Genomic DNA, 16,130 nt, shown 5'->3' with positions numbered 1-16,130 from the left:
CTCCTGAGCTCGATGGCGCCGCTATAATAGCCGCCTTTGCCGCTCGCCCGAGATTCCCGATGCGCCGTCTGCTGTCCTGCCTGTTGCTGTGTGTAGTCCCATTGTTCGCGTATGCCGCTGAGACACCACGACCGAAAGTCGGACTGGTGCTGTCGGGGGGCGCGGCGCGTGGGCTGGCGCATATTGGTGTGCTCAAGGCGCTGGAAGAGCAAGGCATCAAGATTGATGCAATTGCCGGCACCAGCATGGGCGCGGTCATTGGCGGGTTGTACGCCTCGGGCTACAAGATCGACGAACTGGAAAAGCTCGCGTTGGGCATCGACTGGCAACAGGCCCTGTCCGATGCGCCGCAACGTGCTGACGTGCCGTTCCGACGCAAACAGGACGACCGCGACTTCCTGGTGAAGCAGAAACTGAGCTTTCGCGACGACGGCAGCCTCGGCCTGCCGCTGGGAGTTATTCAGGGGCAGAACCTCGCGTTGTTACTCGAAAGCCTGCTCGCTCACGCCAGTGACACCCGGGACTTCGACAAACTGCCGATCCCTTTCCGCGCCGTCGCAACCGACATTGCCAGTGGCGAAAAAGTGGTCTTCAGCAAAGGCCACCTGCCCCAGGTGATTCGCGCCAGCATGTCGATCCCCGCCGTCTTCGCCCCGGTCGAACTCAATGGCCGGCTGCTGGTGGACGGCGGCATGACCGACAACATTCCGTTGGACGTGGCGCGCGAGATGGGCGTCGACGTCGCCATCGTGGTCGATATCGGCACCCCGTTACGCAGCCGTAAACAACTGACAACCGTGGTCGACGTGCTGAACCAGTCGATCACCCTCATGACCCGGCGCAACTCCGAAGAACAGCTCGCGGAGCTGCGCAAGGACGATGTGCTGATCCAGCCACCACTGGCCAGTTTCGGTGCCACCGATTTCGGCAAGGCCCAGGACATGATCGATGCCGGTTATCGCGCCACCCGCATCCTCGACGCCCGACTGGCACGCCTGCGCCCCGCCGAGCCGGTGGACGGTGAACTGACCGCCGCCCGCGCTCCCGGTCAGCGCACGCCGATCATCACAGCGATCAAGGTCGAAAATGACTCGAAGATCGGCGACGACGTAATCCGCTACTACATTCGCCAGATCATCGGCGAACCGCTGGACCTCGAGCGCTTGCAGACCGACATGGGCACCCTGTATGGCCTTGATTACTTCGAACAGGTGCAGTACCGCGTCGTCCACAAAGGCCAGAACCATACGCTGGTGATCAGTGCTCGCGGCAAACGCAGCGGTACTGACTACCTGCGCCTGGGGTTGAACCTGTCTGACGATATGCGCGGTGACAGCGCCTTCAACATTGGCGCCAGTTACCGAATGAACGGCATCAACCGCCTCGGTGCGGAATGGCTGACGCGGGCACAGATTGGTGATCGGCAAGAACTCTACACTGAGTTTTATCAGCCACTGGATGTCGGCTCTCGCTACTTCGTCGCACCGTATGCAGAGTTCAAATCGCAGAACGTCGATGCCATTCTGGACAACGACCCTGTAGCCGAATATCGCCTTGAGCGTTATGGCTTCGGTTTGAATGTCGGGCGGCAGATCGGCAACAGTGGCGAAATCCGTTTCGGTGTCGGTGAGGCGTGGGGCAAGGCAAACGTACGAATTGGTGATCAGAATCTGCCCAGCGAAAGCTTCAGCGAAGGGTTCTATCAGCTCAAATATTCGTTCGACTCGCTGGACAATGTGTACTTCCCTCACACCGGTGAAGACATTGGCCTGGCGTTCCGCGAATTCGAACCAACGCTGGGTTCAGACAAACGCTACCGTCAGTGGGAGTTCAAACTGGACAAGGCGCTGAGCAGCGGCCCGGACACCTTCATCCTTGGCGGTCGCTACGGGCGCACCCTGGATCAGGCCGACGTGGTGACATCGAGCTTCGTGCTCGGAGGGGCGCGGCAACTGTCGGGCTTCCGGCAGGACTCGATTTCCGGCCAGAACATCAGCCTGGCCCGCGCCGTGTATTTCCGCCGCCTGACGCCGCGGGCTTATCTGCCGCTGGACTTCCCGATGTACATCGGTGCGTCGCTGGAGCGTGGCCGCGCCTGGAACAACGACAACGAATTCGACAGCGGCTACATCAACGCTGCCAGTGTGTTCCTCGGCTTCGACACGCCTTTGGGGCCGCTGAACTTCAGCTATGGCTTCAACGACGACGATCAGAAGGCGATTTACCTGAACCTTGGGCAGACGTTCTGATCGCAGGTATTGCGAAAACTGATGGCTGCGCGAGACCTGTAGGAGCTCAGCGAATACTGGCCAACAGGCTGCGGGCGGTTTGCTTCAAGGATTCATCACTGTCCTTGAGTAACTCGTTCAATAGCGCAATGGCGCTGTCCAGATCACCGTCGTCGATGCAGTTCTGCGCTTCTTCCAGTTTGCCGGGGTGAATCTCTTCGTGCGCAGGTATCGCGAATTCGCCCGACAACGGCTCAAGCTCCAGGGTCGGTGATGCATCAGCGAAATGGTCTGGAAAGCCATCGTCCAGCGGTTCCAGCTGATCCACGGGTTTAGCCATTGCCGCTGTGGTGTCGGACGGACTGGCCAGATCCCAGCTCGAATCCATCGACAAGTCATCCAGATTCAACTGGAACTCATCCCCTACCGAGGCAGCAGGTTCAGCCGTCGTTTGAGCCGTCGACTCAAGAGTCGCCAACGATTGTGCACTGGCCAGTTTCGGCGAACGTGCGCGAATCTGCTCCAGCACCTCGGCACTGTAACCCGCTTCAATCAAACTGTTTTCGTGGTCCGAATAAGCTGCGCTGTCGCCCTGCAGCCCCAGCACCTCCAACAGCTTCAGGTTCAAATCGCTGCGCTGCGGCTCTTTGAGCAAGGCTTCGCGCAATAGACTGGCCGCCTCGGCGAAGCGGTCATAGGTCAGGTAGATACCGACGCCCTCAAGCACTTCTGCCCCATGAACGGTTTCGCGGTTCGCAGGGGGGCTCTGCGTCGCAGAAAGCTCAATCGATGGTTTCTGCGCACTATCGGGCGCTCCCCGACGGACCACCGGCTCATGTCGTGGCGCGGGTTCCGATACAGGCTGTGCCCGCCGCTGACGCAGCACAAACAAGCCCAGCAGCAAGAGCACGCCAAGCACCAACAGGCCGCCGATCAGCCACAACGCCCAACCACTGCTCGTCTCATCCACGGCGGCTGCGGGCACCGGAATTGGCGCGGCAGGAATGACGGGAACAGGCAAGGGCTTTTTGGCTTCGGCCAACTCGGTTTGCAGATCGCTGACTTGCTTGCGCTGGCTGGCGATCTGTTCATCCTGGGCTTGTAGCCGGGTGTTCAACTGATCGACCGTTTGTTTCAGTTGCTGGTTTTCCAGGACGCTGGCTGCCAGCAACTCGGAAGTGCGGGCGGTAGCTGCAGGCGCCTTGCTCACCGGGGCTGCTGGCGTTTTGGCGGAGGTAGCGGCAGTGGGTTGCTGGCTGATCGCCGGGGCCGGCTCGACGTCACTCGCCGGTACGATGCCCGGTGACCCCGGTGGATCGATCAGCAACGTGTATTCGCGCAGCAACTGCCCATTGGGCTGGTTCGCCTGCACCAGAAAATTCAGGAACGGTTCATTGACCGGCTTGCTGGACACCACCCGAATAACACTGCGATTGCCACGCAGAACGACGGTAAAACGCAGGTCGTTGAGAAAAAACACTCGCTCGACACCGGCGCGGGCGAACTCATCCGCCGTCGCCAGGCTGACCGAGAGTTCACCGTCGCTCAGGGCACCGGGATCGACCAAGGCGATTTCGGCATTCAACGGCTGGTTCAAGGCTGAGTGCAACGTGATGTCGCCCAACCCCAACGCGGGTGCCAATGCGGAGTAACTCAAGGCACCGGCGACCGACAACAGGCTGACGGAGCGCCGTAACACAGACTGCAAACTCTTGAGCATGAGCATTCCTTAGCTAACCAGAATCAACCTTCCAGTGTGAACACGTTATTGCCTGGTAGTTCTTATAGTCTGCTCTGTGCCAGTTCTCAAAAGTCTGCGGTGTGGTTATGCCTCAAGATTTTTCCAGATTGGCCAGAATGTGCCCATGGACCCGCATGCACACCCGCAAATCTTCTTCGTCGACGCCCTCGAACAGCTCGTGGCGCAACTCGGTGGCAATGGTTTCAATTTGTTCGATCAAGGGACGGGCAGACGCACACAGCACGATTTTTTTCGCCCGACGGTCTTCCACCACGGCCTGACGCAGCACCAGACCTTGGGTTTCCAGGCTATCAAGCAGACGCGCCAGCGTCGGTCCTTCAACACCGACGCTTTGTGCCAACTCACGCTGAGTGGGGGCTTCTTCAAAACGCGCCAGGTGCAGCAGCACCAGCCAGCGGGCCTGGGACAGGCCAAGGCCGGCAAGACGGCGATCCAGTTCGGCGCGCCAGCCGCGAGACATCTGCGCCAACTGCATGCCAAAACGGTGTTGATCGGTTAACGGCATAAAAAACTCATGGTTAGACTGAAATAGGCTGAAACTAATTATTAGTCAGCTAAGCATGACCCTCGACTCTAGGCAAGGCTCGGTCTGTACTGAATCGTTACATCTTGATCTTCGACACTTAAATTTCAAACTCCGACTGCAATGCCGCTCTCACACAGTACAAAACGCCCTCGGGAACACGGCCGGCGAACAACGCGGAAATCTCCGACACCGGCGGCAACTCGCCCTCGCCGTCCAGGAATGCGTCCTGGACTTCACCCATCAGGTCTTCCGGAAGGTCCAGTGCCTGCTCCAGCGACAGTTGCTGCTTGCCGATGGCCTCGGCGAGCATCGTGTACACGTTCTTTTCCGAACACTGCAACTGACCGGCAATCTGCATCGGCGTCATACCGGCGCGCGCCAGTGTGATCAACTCGTGGCGCAGGTCGGCAACCACTTTCGGGGCCTCGGCCTGGCCGCCCAGCACTTCGAGGAAGGCCTCGCCATAGCGCTCCAGCTTGCGTGCACCGACGCCGCTGACCTTGGCCATTTCCGGCAACGAGCTTGGCTGGCTGCGAAGCATTTCGAGCAAGGTCGAATCGGGGAAGATGACGTACGGCGGCACGCCGTGCTCTCCGGCGAGCTTGCGGCGCAGGGCGCGCAAGGCTTCCCACTGCTCGCGTTCTTCGCCTCGCACCAACTGGCTGGCCTGGCTGGTGCTGCTGCTTTTCGCGGTGGTTTGCGGTTTGAGGTCGCGGCGCAGCTCCAGGGTTACTTCTCCCTTGAGCAGCGGTCGGCAGCTGGCGCTTAAACGCAGGCCGCCGTAGCCTTCCAGATCAATGTCCGCCAGACCGCGCGCCACCAATTGTCGGAAAAGAGAACGCCATTCACCTTCGGCCCGCGCCTTGCCGACACCAAACACCGACAGATGCTGATGGCCGAAGCTGCGGACTTTTTCGTTGTCCTTGCCCAGCAACACGTCCACCAGATGCCCGACGCCATAACGCTGGCCGGTGCGGTAGATTGCCGACAGTGCCTGACGGGCCGGTTCGGTGGCGTCCCAGGTCTGCACACCGTCGACACAGTTGTCACAATGCCCACAGGGCTGCGGCATGTCTTCGTCGAAGTAGGCCAGAAGCGTCTGACGGCGGCAGCGGGTTTCTTCACACAGCGAGAGCATGGCGTCGAGCTTGTGCTGCTCCAGACGCTTGTGGCGCTCATCGCCTTCGGAGTTCTGCAGCATCTGCTTGAGCATCACCACGTCTTGCAGACCGTAAGCCATCCAGGCATCTGCCGGCAGACCATCACGGCCACCTCGACCGGTTTCCTGGTAATAGGCCTCAAGGGACTTCGGCAAGTCCAGATGCGCGACAAAGCGCACGTTGGGCTTGTCGATGCCCATGCCGAACGCCACGGTGGCGACCATGATCAGGCCCTCCTCGTTGAGGAAGCGCTTCTGGTGGTGTGCCCGCGTATCGTTGGGCAGGCCGGCGTGGTAGGGCAGCGCCGGGAAACCTTGCTCGCTGAGGAATACCGCTACTTCGTCGACCTTCTTGCGCGACAGGCAATAGACGATGCCGGCATCGCTGCGCCGTTCAGCCAAAAACGCCAGCAACTGCTTGCGCGGCTGCTCCTTGGGCACGATGCGGTAGAAAATGTTCGGCCGATCGAAACTCGACAGAAAGCGCTCGGCGTTCTGCAGATGCAGGCGCTCGACGATTTCTTCCCGGGTGCGCTTGTCGGCCGTGGCGGTCAGGGCAATGCGCGGGACGTTGGGGAACAGTTCCGCCAACTGGCCCAGTTGTAGGTATTCCCGGCGGAAATCGTGCCCCCATTGCGACACGCAGTGAGCTTCGTCAATGGCAAACAGAGCGATTTCAAGGCTTTGCAGAAAGGCCAGCATTCGTGGCTGGACCAGACGCTCAGGTGCCAGGTACAGCATCTTCACTTCACCACGCTTGATCCGCGCTGCCAGATCGCGCTGTTGCTCGGCGCTCAAGGTCGAATTGAGCGCCGCCGCGGCCACACCAAGTTCTTCGAGGGTCGCGACCTGATCGTCCATCAAGGCAATCAGCGGTGAAACCACCACCGCCAGGCCATCGCGCAACAATGCCGGGACCTGGAAGCACAGCGATTTGCCGCCGCCGGTCGGCATCAGCACCAGAGCGTCACCGCCGCTGGCCACGCGCTCAATGATGGCACCCTGACGGCCACGAAAACTGTCGTAGCCGAAGATGTCCTTGAGGACGCGCTGAGCCTGTTCGAGCATGAAAAACTCCAAATGGTGCTGAATATCCCTGTGTGCAGGCTGGATCAAAAAACCACGTTGTCACGGACAGATCCGTAAGCGGATTTGTCCTGGACCGTCGCGACACCTGCAGGGCTTTGCAAAACGCGCGAGTATACCCGAGGCATCCCAGGCAAAGGGCGTCACTGACGAATAGCCGCAACAACACACAATGCTGGCAAATCTGCCGTGCGGCTGGCCGGACCGCTCAAGAACGCCTAGAATTGGGCATCGTATATTCCCAAGGTAGCCCTTCAATGTCCTTCGCTGAGCAACTAACCCGCCTGCAAGCCTTCCTCGACGCCGACGAGCTGCATGACGAGGCGCTGGACTATGTGGCCGCCCACGGCTATCTGACAGCCCTGTCGATCTGTTCCGAGACGGTGCCTGATCGTGAGTGGATCGACGCGCTGTTCGCCGAAGAGCCGCATTATCGCGACGACGCCGAGCGTCAGGAAATCGAATCGACCCTGTTGGCCCTCAAGGCTCACATTGCTCGCCAACTGGCGTCCGATGAAGAGTTTGAGCTCCCATGTGACCTGGACCTGGGCGAAGAGCCGGATGATTCCGACCTGCGCGGCTGGTGCATCGGTTTCATGGAAGGCGTATTCCTGCGTGAAGAAGCCTGGTTCGAAACCGCCGAAGACGAAGTCAGCGAAATGCTGCTGCCGATCATGGTCGGTTCCGGCCTGTTCGACGAACAGCCCGAGTTCTCCGACATCGCGGCCGACGCCAACCTGATGGACGACATGATCGTGCAGATCCCGGAAGCCCTGACCGCGCTGTACCTGCTGTGCAACGCGCCAGACGAAAAACCGGCGATCCTCAAGCCTCGTCACCACTGAGTCGTTGCCTGTGGCTGACCCCATAGGCAACCGCCCCCTGATCCTGCGCTACGTGCTGCTGGCCATCGGCTGGCTGAGCGTAGCGTTGGGGGTGATCGGGATCTTCCTGCCTGTACTGCCCACCACCCCTTTCCTGCTGTTGGCGGCGGCCTGTTTCGCCCGCAGTTCGCCGCGCTTTTATCAATGGCTGGTCGAGCATCCACGACTCGGACCATGGATTCGCGACTATCTGGACGGCAATGGCATCCCGCTCAAGGGCAAGGTCTATGCCATTGGTCTGATGTGGCTGAGCATCGGCCTGTCCTGCATCCTCGTCCCACTGCCCTGGGCACGCGGCTTCATGCTGACCAGCGCAATGCTGGTGACGGTGTATATCCTGCGGCAGAAAACCCTGATCAAACCCTGAATACCTTCCAACCTTGCGGCAAGGGCCTGTCCAACGACCTGCCCTGCTTTTCACAAAACAGCGCCTAAACTCCAGACATCTGCACGTCAACGGCCAGACAAATCCTGTTGCCCAGGATAGTCATGTCTCCGGAGCGTCTCATGTCGCTACTCAAACAGTTGTTATTGGCCATCTGCCTGTTCTTGCTGGTCGCCTTCAGCGGCAGTTTTTTTGTCAGCCTGGAAAGCTCGCGTGCGCAGATGCTCAGCCAATTGCGCGCCCATGCCCAGGACACTGCCACCGCACTGGGGCTGTCGCTGACCCCACAGATCAACGATCTGGCGATGATTGAATTGATGGTCAGCTCGGTCTTCGACAGCGGCTACTTTTCCAGTATTCGGGTCATCAATATCGAGGACGAGCGCGTCCTGGTCGAGCGCAATGCGGCCGCCACCACCGAACGTGTACCGAACTGGTTCGTCGATCTGGTGAACCTGCACCCGCAAGGGGGGGATGCCTTGGTCATGCGCGGCTGGGAGCAAGCCGCACGTGTTGAAGTGGTGAGCACCCCACAATTCGCACTGGCCAAACTGTGGGACAGTACCCTCGGCAGTCTGATCTGGTTACTGCTGTGCGGGTTGCTCAGCGCGGTGTTCGGCAGTTGGTTGCTGCGTCGGCAACTGCGCCCGCTGGACGCCATGGTCAAACAGGCCGAAGCCATCAACAAACGCGAGTTTCTCAGCCTGCCGAAGTTGCCCAGAACCCCGGAACTCAAACGCGTGGTGCTGGCGATGAACCAAATGGTCGAAAAGCTCAAAGGGCTGTTTGCCGAAGAAGCCGCGCGTAGCGAACAACTGCGCGCCGAATCGTTTCAGGACAGCCTCACGGGGCTGGCCAACCGACGTTTGCTCAATGAGCAACTCACCGATCAGTTGCTGGTGACCGAGCAGAGCAGCGCCGGACACCTGCTGATGCTGCGGATCAATGACCTGACCGGGCTCAACCAGCGACTGGGTGGCCAGCGTACCGACGCCCTGATCAGCGCCGTGGGTCAGTTACTCAAACGCCTGATTCAACAGCCGGATCGCCATACCTGGCTGGCTGCACGTAATCGTGGTGGTGAGTTCAGCCTGCTGACCCCAGGCCTGGCTAGCAAGGACGCAGCGCGCCTGGCCGCAGAGATCAGCGCCACCCTGGAAAACCTGCGCCTGACCGGCGCCAGCGACTGCATGCCAGTGGCGCATCTGGGAATAGTCGCCTACACACCTGGCGAAACTTCCACCGACATTCTGTTGCGCCTCGATCAGGCACTGACTCAGGCCCAGCAGCATCCAGAACGACCGTGGGTGCATCTGGAGCAGTCCGATAACACACCGAACCAGACGCAGCACGACTGGCGTACCTGGATCGATGACGCCCTGACCCATGGCAAGATGCAGCTGTACTTTCAACCCGTGGTGCAATGCGCCGACACCAGCCAGGTGCTGCACCACAAGGTGCTGGCGCGACTGCTCGATCCGCAGGGCAAAGCCATTTGCGCCGGACATTTTCTACCCTGGATAGAACGTCTGGGCTGGTCGGCGCGATTCGACCTGGCAATGCTCGAACACACCCTCGACTACCTTGCCGAACACCGCTGGCCGCTGGCCTTGAGCTTGTCTGGCAGCACCCTGCGCGATGCCGCGCAACGGCGCCTGATCCTCGATATGCTCGACGGCCTGCCCAGCCTTGCACCCTTACTGACCCTTGAGCTCGACGAACGCCAACTGCCGCCCCCCGAAGAGCTGCGTCAACTGTGCCTGAGCCTGCGCGACACCGGCTACGCGATTGGCCTGCAGCACTTCGGTGGCAGCTTCAGCCAGATCGGCAACCTCACCCAACTCGGTTTGGCCTACCTGAAAATCGACGGCAGCTACATTCGCGCCATCGACCAGCAAAGCGACAAGCGCCTGTTCATCGAAGCCATTTTCCGCGCGACCAACAGCATCGATTTGCCGTTGATTGCCGAGCAGATAGAAACGCAGGGGGAACTGGAGGCAATCAAGTCGCTGGGAGTGTTCGGCGTCATGGGCCGCCTGATCGGACCACCAGAACCCATGTAGTACGCAGGTGTGGCCGCCCAGTGGCAGGCTACGCCAGCTTGCGTCGTGGCCTCTAGACTTTGCCACCATGATTACGCTGGTACGTCTCCTCCCCCATCGCCGCGATCTGCCCTTCGATCAGCGCTTCAAACGGTCGCAATAACGGTTCGAACGAAGTCGGTGCCTCAAGCACCTGCAACGCCTGTACGATCGCCTCCACCGTTGACAACGCCCCAGGCCCCGGTGCCTTGCGCAACCGATAACGCGAGACCGCGCCTTCGGCCAGCGTCACTCGGGGCAACGCTGCCAGCAATGGATTGAGGTGCAGCATCTTGCGCGCCTTGCGCCAGGTGCCGTCCGGTACCACCAGCAGCAATGGTTGATCGGCGGGTGTATAGGCCTGTAACGGTTGCGCATCATCGGCCGGGAACAACAAGCGGGCCTGGTAACCCGGTGGATTCAGCAGACGCGGTAAATCCTCGAACACTTCACCGACGATCAGCTCGGCATTGTTCAGCCCCAACGCCGCCAGCCGCGCGGTGTTCAACGCATGGTTCACCTCGCTTGGATGCTGCAATAGCAGCACCCTGGTGCGACTGTCGAGGCTCGGAATCAACGGGCACAGGCAGTGAGTTTGCGGGCGCAGGCAATGGGCGCATTGGATTCTGGACATACGACTTCTCCGATCAGGCCTGGTTGAGCTGCGCTTTGAGCAAATCGCGGAAGGTCTGGATCAACGGCTCGCGGCTGCGCCCACGACGCACGATCATCGAAAACGGTGCCTGATAGCCAAAGGTCGCCGGCAGCAGCACGCGCAAATCGCCCTTGTCGGCCCAGGCCTGGGCGTAGTGCTCCGGCAGGTAGCCGATGTAGGCGCCGGACAACACCAGAATCAGCTGCGCTTCCATACTCTCCACGGTCGCCGCGCTGTGTTTGAAGCCGTGGCGGGCCAACTCGGCCTGGCTCCAGTAACCGCGACCGACCATGCGCTGCTGGGTGATGACTTGTTCGGGAATCCGCCGCTCGTTGAACAAGGAATGACGATTGCTGCAATACAGCCAATGCTGTTCACGGTACAACGGCATGTAGACCAGCCCGCTCATGCGCGTGGAGAACGCACCAATGGCCAGATCGAGCCGGTTGTCCTGCACGCCGAGTTGCAGTTCGTAAGGGCTCATCACCGACAAGTGCAAATGCACCGCCGGGTGCTCCTGACTGTAGGCGCCGATAGCTTCGGCAAACGGCAAGGCGTTGTCGCTGACGGTCGAGTCGATCACCCCGAGGTTGAGCGTGCCGCGCAACTCGCCCTTGAGCGCCGCGGCGTATTGCTCGAAACCTTCAAGTTCACCGAACAGGCGCAAGGTTTCCTGATGGAACAGCTCGCCCTTGCTGGTCAGGCTGAAACCGCCACGCCCACGATGGCAAAGCACCAGCCCCAACGCCGCTTCGAGCTGGCTCATGTAGGTGCTGATGGCCGATGTCGAGAGGTTGAGCTCCTGCTGCGCATTGGCAAACCCCTGATGACGCACCACGCTGACGAAGATGCGCAACAGTTTCAGGTCGGGTAAAGCGTTGGCCATGAGGAGTCTCCAATTGCAAAGAAGCGCGATGCTCTTGTGGCGAGGGGGCTTGCCCCCGTTCGGCTGCGTAGCAGTCGTAAAATCAGGCTATACGGTGTGTCAGAGAGAATGCGGTTGCCTGATTTGGGGGCCACTTCGCAGCCCAACGGGGCGGTGCGGCGTTCCGACAAGCCCCCTCGCCACAGGGAGTAGTACCTGGCCGGAAGTCTATCGTTGTCGAAGGCATTAGTTTAGAAAAACCTGAACTAAGTATTTGCCGGCAGCGATTCTTCTCCCGCAGCGTATTTCGCAGAATCCGCCCAACAGGTGCCCGTGCGATCCCTTTGCGCGGTGCAACCCCATAAATAAAACAATGATGATGAGGCCATACCCGTGGACAAGATTCTTCACCAACCACTGGGCGGCAATGAAATGCCGCGCTTCGGCGGCATCGCCACCATGATGCGACTCCCCCACTTGCAAACCGCTGCCGGCCTGGACGCTGCCTTCATTGGCATCCCGCTGGACATCGGCACCTCCTTGCGCGCCGGCACCCGCTTCGGGCCGCGGGAAATTCGTGCTGAATCGGTGATGATCCGCCCGTACAACATGGCCACCGGCGCTGCGCCATTCGACTCGCTGTCGGTTGCCGACATCGGTGACGTGGCGATCAACACCTTCAACCTGCTGGACGCCGTGCGGATCATCGAAGAGTCCTACAACGAGATCCTCAAACACGACGTGATCCCGCTGACCCTCGGTGGTGACCACACCATCACCCTGCCGATCTTGCGTGCCATCCACAAAAAGCACGGCAAGGTCGGCCTGGTGCACATCGACGCCCACGCCGATGTGAACGATCACATGTTCGGCGAGAAGATCGCCCACGGCACCACCTTCCGTCGCGCCGTTGAAGAAGGCCTTCTGGACTGCGACCGCGTCGTGCAAATTGGCCTGCGCGCGCAGGGCTACACCGCCGAAGACTTCAACTGGAGCCGCAAACAGGGCTTCCGCGTGGTTCAGGCTGAAGAGTGCTGGCACAAATCGCTGGAGCCTCTGATGGCTGAAGTCCGCGAAAAAGTCGGCGGCGGCCCGGTGTACCTGAGCTTCGACATCGACGGCATCGATCCGGCCTGGGCACCAGGCACCGGCACCCCGGAAATCGGCGGCCTGACGACCATTCAGGCGATTGAAATCGTTCGTGGCTGCCAAGGCCTCGACCTGGTCGGTTGCGACCTGGTAGAAGTCTCGCCGCCATACGACACCACCGGCAACACCTCGCTGCTGGGCGCCAACCTGCTGTACGAAATGCTCTGCGTACTGCCGGGTGTGGCTCACCGCTGAGGCAACGAAACCCCAGCTTGCTTCAGCGCTGCTGCCGGCTTCGTTCTCTATGCCCTCGGACAACCGCAGCTATCGCGCAATGCCAATCAGGCGTTGTGCGACAGCTGGCGTTGTCGAGCCTGATCCCCGCACCAGTGGCCGTGTTCGGGCAGCACGGGCACGGATTCGTTCGCTAAAGCGGTCATGCGCAAAACAGGCTGATTTAACACATTCTGTGACTTGGAGCTTTTGTGGCGAGGGGGCTTGCCCCCGTTGGGGCGCGAAGCGGCCCTGAAGCCAGCATAGGGATTCATCAGGAAGAACCCCTCTGCCGGTTTGCGACTGCTGCGCAGTCGAACGGGGGCAAGCCCCCTCGCCACAGAGATCGCTTCAACCCAGTGTTCCACCATAAGAAAGACAATCGGAGACACGCTTCATGGCTTTGGATTTATTCGTTGTACTCATCTATGCCGCCGGCATGCTCGTGCTGGGCTATTACGGCATGCGCAAGGCCAAGACCCACGAAGACTACCTCGTGGCCGGTCGTAACCTCGGTCCAACCCTGTACATGGGCACCATGGCCGCTACCGTACTGGGCGGCGCATCGACCGTCGGCACCGTTCGCCTGGGCTACGTCCACGGTATTTCCGGTTTCTGGCTCTGCGCCGCGCTGGGTTGCGGGATCATTGCGCTGAACCTGTTCCTCGCCAAGCCGCTGCTCAAACTGAAGATCTTCACCGTTACCCAGATCCTCGAAAAGCGTTACAACCCAATGGCCCGCCAGGCCAGTGCGGTGATCATGCTGGCCTACGCGCTGATGATCGGCGTGACCTCGATCCTGGCGATCGGCACCGTGCTGCAAGTGCTGTTCGGCCTGCCATTCTGGATTTCAGTGGTACTCGGCGGTGGTGTGGTTGTGGTGTATTCGACCATCGGCGGCATGTGGTCGCTGACCCTGACCGACATCGTTCAGTTCGTGATCAAGACCGTTGGCCTGATGTTCATCCTGTTGCCGATCTGCCTGTACCGCGTGGGCGGCTGGGATGAGCTGGTGTTGAAACTGCCGGCATCCAGCTTCAGCTTCACCACCATTGGCTGGGACACCATCATCACCTACTTCATGATCTACTTCTTCGGCATCCTGATCGGCCAGGACATCTGGCAACGGGTATTCACCGCCAAGAACGAAAAAGTCGCTCAGTATGCAGGCACCATTTCCGGCTTCTATTGCATCCTCTACGGTCTGGCCTGTGCGCTGATCGGTATGGCTGCGCACGTGCTGATCCCGGATCTGGACAATGTCAACAACGCCTTCGCCGCAATCGTCAAACTGTCCTTGCCTGATGGCATCCGTGGCCTGGTCATCGCTGCTGCCCTGGCCGCCATGATGTCCACCGCCAGCGCCGGCCTGCTCGCCGCGTCCACCACCCTGACCGAAGACCTGCTGCCAAAACTGCGCGGTGGCAAACAGTCGAGCCTGAAAATCAACCGTCTGTTCACCCTACTAACCGGTATTGTCGTGCTGGGTATCGCTTTGGTTGTGAGTGACGTGATCAGTGCCCTGACCCTGGCCTACAACCTGTTGGTGGGCGGCATGCTGGTTCCGCTGATCGGGGCCATTTTCTGGAAACGTGCAACCACCTCCGGCGCTATCGCCAGCATGGGCCTGGGCTTTGTGACCGCGCTGGTGTTCATGTTCAAGGATGGCCTGGATGCCAACACCCCGATCTACTACAGCCTGGCGATCGGCCTGGTGAGCTTCGTCGTGGTCAGCCTGCTGTCCCCTCGCCCGGTTGCACAGGCCAGCGTTGCCTGATCCCAGACTATCAATAGAATCGCTTTCTTCGGCGGGTGTGGCGTCGGTTGCCACACCCGTTTTTTTCGTCTGGAGAAACAGAAAGATCGCAGGCTTCGACAGCTCCTACGGTTTGGCACGATGCCAGCAGGAGCTGTCGAAGGCTGCGATCTTCGGCGTTGGACGGTGCTTACCGGCGGCGTTGCTGACGCCGACGTTGCTCATCGTCAGTACGGACGGGTACGGGCTGCAGAGGTGGTTCGATCAAACCAAGCGCGACACCAAGGTCATGGAGCCAGTTTTGCAGTTTCTCTTTCATGGTGCCCCCCTTCAGGGTAGTGCTGAGCGACCGGGTTCTATAGACGCTTCATACAGATAGTAGTCCGAAGTCTTACGCAATGCTCGCCTCAAAAGGCAAAGATCTGTTACCGAATTCATCAAAATCGGCCCTAACCGGGCAGTTACCACCGAACGCTGCTTGTTGCACTTCGATCCAGGCATTGAGATTGGCGCCGAGCATCCCCTTGCGCCACATCAACCAGGTGGTGGCACTGGCGAAAGGCTCGGCCAACGGATGCACGGCCACACTCTCGCGGCCCGGCAGACTGGCCAGCATCGACTCGGACATCAGCGCTACGCCGGAGCCGGCGATCACACACGCCAGCATCCCTTGATAGGACTCGATTTCCATCGCCCGGCCCATCGCCGCGTGGTCATGGGCGAACCAGGCCTCCAGGCGCATCCGGTAGGAACAGCCCTGGCGAAACGTGAACACCGAGCGCCCCTGCACATCCAGTGCGCTGCGTACCGGTGGGTGATCGGCTTCGCTGATCAGCACCAGTTTTTCGTCACACAGCGGTACACCGTCGAGCCCGGCAAGCTGCAGCGGGCCATCGACCAGCGCGGCATCAAGGCGCCCGGTGAGCAGGCCTTCAAGCAATTCGCCGCTGGGCGCCGACTGCACTTGCAGGTTCACCGCCGGATAAGTGCGGTGATAGCGCGCCAGCAAACCCGGCAGATGAATCGCCGCGGTGCTGTACATGGTGCCAAGCACAAAATCGCCGGCCGGTTGCCCGCCCTGCACGGCTGCGTGGGCTTCGTCATGCAGGGCAAACAATTTGGCGGTGTAGTCCAACAGCACTTTGCCTGCGGGCGACAGCTGTAAGCGCTGACGCTCACGCAAGAACAGTTCTACGCCCAACTGATCTTCAAGCTGCTTGAGCCGGGTCGACAAATTCGACGGCACCCGATGCAAGCGTTCAGCGGCGCGGGTGATGGAACCTTCCTCGGCCACAGCCTGGAAGATGCGCAATTGGCTGAACTCCACACCTTTCTCCAAATAAGAACAAGTTACTCACTATTATTCATTTTTAAAGAAAGT

13 protein-coding genes are annotated in these 16,130 nt (G+C 60.1%); 6 read left to right on the top strand and 7 right to left on the bottom strand.

Annotated features, from left to right (window positions below):
* Positions 1–59: 59 nt before the first annotated feature.
* The gene (locus BK658_RS20715) at positions 60–2,249 is read left to right on the top strand and encodes a patatin-like phospholipase family protein (RefSeq protein WP_123583942.1); all 2,190 of its coding nucleotides are present in this window, start codon (positions 60–62) and stop codon (positions 2,247–2,249) included.
* 46 nt (positions 2,250–2,295) lie between these two features.
* Here the strand turns inward: BK658_RS20715 and BK658_RS20710 are convergent, their stop codons facing one another.
* The 3 genes from BK658_RS20710 to recQ form a co-directional block, all read right to left on the bottom strand.
* Positions 2,296–3,948: a motility hub landmark protein FimV gene (locus BK658_RS20710; RefSeq protein WP_123583941.1), complete on the bottom strand. Its 1,653-nt coding sequence runs from the start codon at positions 3,946–3,948 to the stop codon at positions 2,296–2,298.
* A 112-nt stretch (positions 3,949–4,060) separates the two neighbouring features.
* Positions 4,061–4,495 (bottom strand): MarR family transcriptional regulator, encoded by a 435-nt coding sequence (locus BK658_RS20705; RefSeq protein ID WP_123583940.1) that lies wholly within the window; start codon positions 4,493–4,495, stop codon positions 4,061–4,063.
* A gap of 118 nt (positions 4,496–4,613) precedes the next feature.
* Positions 4,614–6,743 carry a DNA helicase RecQ gene (recQ, locus tag BK658_RS20700; protein WP_123583939.1) on the bottom strand — a complete coding sequence of 710 codons (2,130 nt, stop codon included), beginning with the start codon at positions 6,741–6,743 and terminating at the stop codon, positions 4,614–4,616.
* 275 nt (positions 6,744–7,018) lie between these two features.
* On the opposite strand from recQ, the gene BK658_RS20695 reads away from it, so the two are divergent.
* The 3 genes from BK658_RS20695 (at position 7,019) to lapD (ending at position 10,093) form a co-directional block, all read left to right on the top strand.
* A complete protein-coding gene (locus tag BK658_RS20695) occupies positions 7,019–7,606 on the top strand; it encodes a UPF0149 family protein (RefSeq protein ID WP_019692442.1) in 588 nt (195 codons plus the stop codon).
* A gap of 10 nt (positions 7,607–7,616) precedes the next feature.
* A complete protein-coding gene (locus BK658_RS20690) occupies positions 7,617–8,012 on the top strand; it encodes a YbaN family protein (protein WP_123583938.1) in 396 nt (131 codons plus the stop codon).
* A 140-nt stretch (positions 8,013–8,152) separates the two neighbouring features.
* Positions 8,153–10,093, top strand: coding sequence for a cyclic di-GMP receptor LapD (gene lapD, locus BK658_RS20685; protein WP_123583937.1), 1,941 nt, complete (start codon positions 8,153–8,155; stop codon positions 10,091–10,093).
* A gap of 52 nt (positions 10,094–10,145) precedes the next feature.
* Here the strand turns inward: lapD and BK658_RS20680 are convergent, their stop codons facing one another.
* Together BK658_RS20680 and BK658_RS20675 are read right to left on the bottom strand one after the other, a co-directional pair.
* Positions 10,146–10,745: a tRNA-uridine aminocarboxypropyltransferase gene (locus tag BK658_RS20680; protein ID WP_123583936.1), complete on the bottom strand. Its 600-nt coding sequence runs from the start codon at positions 10,743–10,745 to the stop codon at positions 10,146–10,148.
* 13 nt (positions 10,746–10,758) lie between these two features.
* A complete protein-coding gene (locus BK658_RS20675; protein WP_123583935.1) occupies positions 10,759–11,652 on the bottom strand; it encodes a LysR family transcriptional regulator in 894 nt (297 codons plus the stop codon).
* 372 nt (positions 11,653–12,024) lie between these two features.
* Here BK658_RS20675 and speB point away from each other — a divergent pair, with 372 nt between their 5' ends.
* Both speB and BK658_RS20660 read left to right on the top strand, forming a co-directional pair.
* A complete protein-coding gene (speB, locus tag BK658_RS20670; protein WP_123583934.1) occupies positions 12,025–12,975 on the top strand; it encodes an agmatinase in 951 nt (316 codons plus the stop codon).
* Positions 12,976–13,390: 415 nt separating this feature from the next.
* Positions 13,391–14,770 (top strand): sodium:solute symporter family protein, encoded by a 1,380-nt coding sequence (locus BK658_RS20660; RefSeq protein ID WP_123583933.1) that lies wholly within the window; start codon positions 13,391–13,393, stop codon positions 14,768–14,770.
* Between the two features lie 169 nt (positions 14,771–14,939).
* Here the strand turns inward: BK658_RS20660 and BK658_RS30390 are convergent, their stop codons facing one another.
* Together BK658_RS30390 and ptrR are read right to left on the bottom strand one after the other, a co-directional pair.
* Positions 14,940–15,068 (bottom strand): PA1414 family protein, encoded by a 129-nt coding sequence (locus BK658_RS30390; RefSeq protein ID WP_259740122.1) that lies wholly within the window; start codon positions 15,066–15,068, stop codon positions 14,940–14,942.
* 72 nt (positions 15,069–15,140) lie between these two features.
* Positions 15,141–16,076, bottom strand: a complete 936-nt coding sequence (ptrR, locus tag BK658_RS20655) for a putrescine utilization regulator PtrR (protein WP_123583932.1) — start codon at positions 16,074–16,076, stop codon at positions 15,141–15,143.
* Between the last annotated feature and the right edge of the window lie 54 nt (positions 16,077–16,130).

Source organism: Pseudomonas brassicacearum, from assembly GCF_003732175.1.
Classification (GTDB): Bacteria; Pseudomonadota; Gammaproteobacteria; order Pseudomonadales; family Pseudomonadaceae; genus Aquipseudomonas; species Aquipseudomonas brassicacearum_G.
Note: the sequence above shows the minus strand (reverse complement) of the source record. Positions and strands in the feature narration are given on the sequence as shown.

Excerpts from the sequence above, each read along its gene's own strand:
- recQ (WP_123583939.1), bottom strand. The coding sequence starts at position 6,743 with ATGCTCGAACAGGCTCAGCGCGTCCTCAAGGACATCTTCGGCTACGAC.
- BK658_RS20660 (WP_123583933.1), top strand. The coding sequence starts at position 13,391 with ATGGCTTTGGATTTATTCGTTGTACTCATCTATGCCGCCGGCATGCTC.
- BK658_RS20695 (WP_019692442.1), top strand. The coding sequence starts at position 7,019 with ATGTCCTTCGCTGAGCAACTAACCCGCCTGCAAGCCTTCCTCGACGCC.
- BK658_RS20705 (WP_123583940.1), bottom strand. The coding sequence starts at position 4,495 with ATGCCGTTAACCGATCAACACCGTTTTGGCATGCAGTTGGCGCAGATG.
- lapD (WP_123583937.1), top strand. The coding sequence starts at position 8,153 with ATGTCGCTACTCAAACAGTTGTTATTGGCCATCTGCCTGTTCTTGCTG.
- BK658_RS20710 (WP_123583941.1), bottom strand. The coding sequence starts at position 3,948 with ATGCTCAAGAGTTTGCAGTCTGTGTTACGGCGCTCCGTCAGCCTGTTG.
- BK658_RS20715 (WP_123583942.1), top strand. The coding sequence starts at position 60 with ATGCGCCGTCTGCTGTCCTGCCTGTTGCTGTGTGTAGTCCCATTGTTC.
- BK658_RS20680 (WP_123583936.1), bottom strand. The coding sequence starts at position 10,745 with ATGTCCAGAATCCAATGCGCCCATTGCCTGCGCCCGCAAACTCACTGC.
- BK658_RS20675 (WP_123583935.1), bottom strand. The coding sequence starts at position 11,652 with ATGGCCAACGCTTTACCCGACCTGAAACTGTTGCGCATCTTCGTCAGC.
- BK658_RS30390 (WP_259740122.1), bottom strand. The coding sequence starts at position 15,068 with ATGAAAGAGAAACTGCAAAACTGGCTCCATGACCTTGGTGTCGCGCTT.